Annotated in this window: 3 protein-coding genes; 2 read left to right on the plus strand and 1 reads right to left on the minus strand. The window is 66.6% G+C overall.

All coding sequences use genetic code 11. The features are described 5' to 3' along the window. Window positions 1–140: 140 nt before the first annotated feature. Together ACE3SN_RS16725 and ppa are read left to right on the plus strand one after the other, a co-directional pair. Entirely contained in the window at window positions 141–827 is a 687-nt protein-coding gene (locus tag ACE3SN_RS16725; RefSeq protein WP_374531950.1) for a DUF1345 domain-containing protein, read from the plus strand. Between the two features lie 67 nt (window positions 828–894). Beyond that, complete coding sequence (ppa, locus tag ACE3SN_RS16730; RefSeq protein WP_374531952.1) at window positions 895–1,434, plus strand: inorganic diphosphatase; 540 nt, start codon at window positions 895–897, stop codon at window positions 1,432–1,434. Between the two features lie 50 nt (window positions 1,435–1,484). Here ppa and ACE3SN_RS16735 read toward each other — a convergent pair. Further along, on the minus strand, window positions 1,485–2,642 hold a 1,158-nt coding region (locus ACE3SN_RS16735; RefSeq protein WP_374531954.1), incomplete at its 5' end, for a TldD/PmbA family protein.

A 2,642-nucleotide genomic window follows, 5' to 3' on the forward strand; every position in this document is an offset into this window, starting at 1 on the left:
GACCGGTTCGAAACGGTCAGCATCGCCTATACCGGCGGGCTGCGCTGGCCATGGATCGAGCGCGCCGCCCCCGGGACGGCACCCACCGGGCTCGACCAGCTGCTCGCGCCCAAGCGGGTTGGCGCGCCGGGCGGCGGACGGTGACGACTCGGCGGGGCGCGCTGCGGCAAGTCCGCGCTGTGCTCGGCAGGCACGTTGCGCCACCGCGCTTCGTGATGTTCGCCGCGATATTGCTGGTGACGGCGCTGGTCGGCTTTCCCGGCGGAGCCGGCAAGCCGACCGACGGGCTGGTGCTGGGTTTTGATCTTGGGGCAAGCGCCTTCGCGCTATCGCTGCTTCCGCTGATGCGTGATCGCAGCGCCGCACAGATGCGCCTTCACGCGGCCGAAAACGATGCGAATCGCGGTCTGGTCCTGCTGCTCACCGGAGTGGTATCGCTGGCCGTGCTGACCGCGATCCTGACTGAATTGCCCGCCGCGCATCGTGGTGACTGGTTCGCGGTCCTGATCCTGGTCGCCACCCTGGCCCTGTCATGGGTTTTCACCAACCTTGTCTTCATGCTGCATTATGCGCACATGTTTTACAGCCCGTCAGGCGCAGGTCCGGGCGATGCCGGTGGCTTCGATTTCCCCGGCACGGCAGAGCCGGATTATTGGGATTTTCTCTATTTCTCGTTCACTGCCGGCATGAGCTTTGCCGCATCAGATGTCGACGTGACGCGCGGCGCGGTACGCCAGGTCGTGGTCGTGCACTCGCTGCTTTCCTTCGCTTTCAACATCGGCGTGCTGGCCTTTGCGATCAACGTGCTGGCGGGCGCGGCCGGCTGAGCAGCTTCGCAAAAATATACCAAGGTCGGATGTTGCGACGCAACATGATCGCCGCTAAGGCGCGCCCATGCGTATCGACATGATCCCCGTGGGCGACAACCCGCCCGAAAGCCTCAACGTCATCATCGAAGTGCCCGTCGGCGGCGAACCCGTGAAGTACGAGTTCGACAAGGCCTCGGGCGCGCTGTTCGTGGACCGCATTCTGCACACGCCGATGCGCTATCCCGCGAACTACGGCTTCGTGCCGCACACCCTTTCGGACGATGGCGATCCGCTCGACGCGCTGGTCATCGCGCGCTCGCCCTTCGTGCCGGGCTGCGTGGTCCGGGCCCGTCCGATCGGCGTGCTGAACCTGGAAGACGAACACGGCGGCGATGAAAAGCTGATCTGCGTTCCGGTCGATTCGACCTTCCCGTATTACTCCGACGTTGGCGAGCGCGCCGACCTGCCCTCGATCGTGCTGCAGCAGATCGAGCACTTCTTTACCCACTACAAGGACCTCGAAGCCGAAAAGTGGGTGCGGATCGGCAAGTGGGGCGATGCGGAAGACGCCCGCCGCGTCGTGCTGGACTGCATCGCGCGCTACGAAGCGAACAAGGCCAAGTAAGCAAAAAGCCCCGCTGATGCGGGGCTTTTTTTATGGCGCGGACCTGCGGTTCAATCGCCCGCGATCATCATTCCATCGACGCGGATGGTCGGCACATTGACCGAGCGGTGCCATTCCAGGTCATTGGCCGCGCTCAGCTGCGCGAACATGTCGATCAGGTTGCCAGCCACGGTAAATTCCGCGACTGGCCCCGCGATTTCGCCCTTCACGATCCGGAAGCCCGAAGCCCCGCGGCTGTAATCGCCGGTCACCGGGTTGACGCCGTGGCCGATCAGTTCGGTGACATAGACCCCGTCGGCGATATCGCTGATCAGTTCGGCCACGCTAACCTTGCCGGGTTCGAGGTGCAGGTTGCTGGGCGAAACGCCCGGCGCGCCGCCCGATCCGCGCACGGCATGGCCGGTCGGCTGGCGGCCCAGTTGGCGGGCCGAGGCGCTGTCCATCAGCCAGCCGGTCAGTTTGCCATCATCCACCAGACGGCGCGGGGCCGTGGCAAGGCCCTCGCCATCGAACGGGCGGGAGGACAGGCCGCGCACGCGGTGCGGATCGTCGACGATGCCGATGCCGGGCGCAAACACCTGCGCGCCGTCACGCTCCAACAGGAAGCTTGATCGCCGCGCGATCGAACTGCCCGACATCGCGCCGACCAGGTGGCCGATCAGCGAACCACCGACGCGCGGATCGAACACAACCGCCATGGGGCCGCTCTTGAGCCGTCCCGGGTTGAGCCGCTTGACCGCACGGTCGCCCGCCAGCTGGCCGATTTCCTCGGCGCTGGGCAGGTCCGCGCTGTGGCGGGCGCTGCGCCAGCCATAGTCGCGCTGCATATTCGCGCCTTCGCCCGCGATCACACTGGCGGAAAGGCCTCGGCTGGTGCCGCGATAGGCGGCGGCAAAGCCGTGCGAGGTGGCAAGCGCGAAGACCCGCGATCCGGCGCTGGCGCTGCCGCCCTCGCTGTTGGTGACGCCCGCCACGGCGCGCGCCGCATCTTCGCAGGCAAGCGCGGTTTCGCGCAGGTCCTGCGGCGTGGGTTCTGCGGCGTCGTAGAGGTCCAGCTCCGGGTAAGGTCCGTGGCTGAGCAATTCGTCTGGCGCCAGGCCGGCATAGAGATCGTCCGGCGCGGCGCGGGCCATATCGACCGCGCGCGCCGCCAGTTCCTTGAGCGCCGCGTCCGACAGGTCGCTCGAACCGATGCTGGCCGATCCCTT

It is taken from the genome of Novosphingobium sp. (assembly GCF_041915465.1).
Classification (GTDB): Bacteria; Pseudomonadota; Alphaproteobacteria; order Sphingomonadales; family Sphingomonadaceae; genus Novosphingobium.

Excerpts from the sequence above, each read along its gene's own strand:
- ppa (WP_374531952.1), top strand. The coding sequence starts at position 895 with ATGCGTATCGACATGATCCCCGTGGGCGACAACCCGCCCGAAAGCCTC.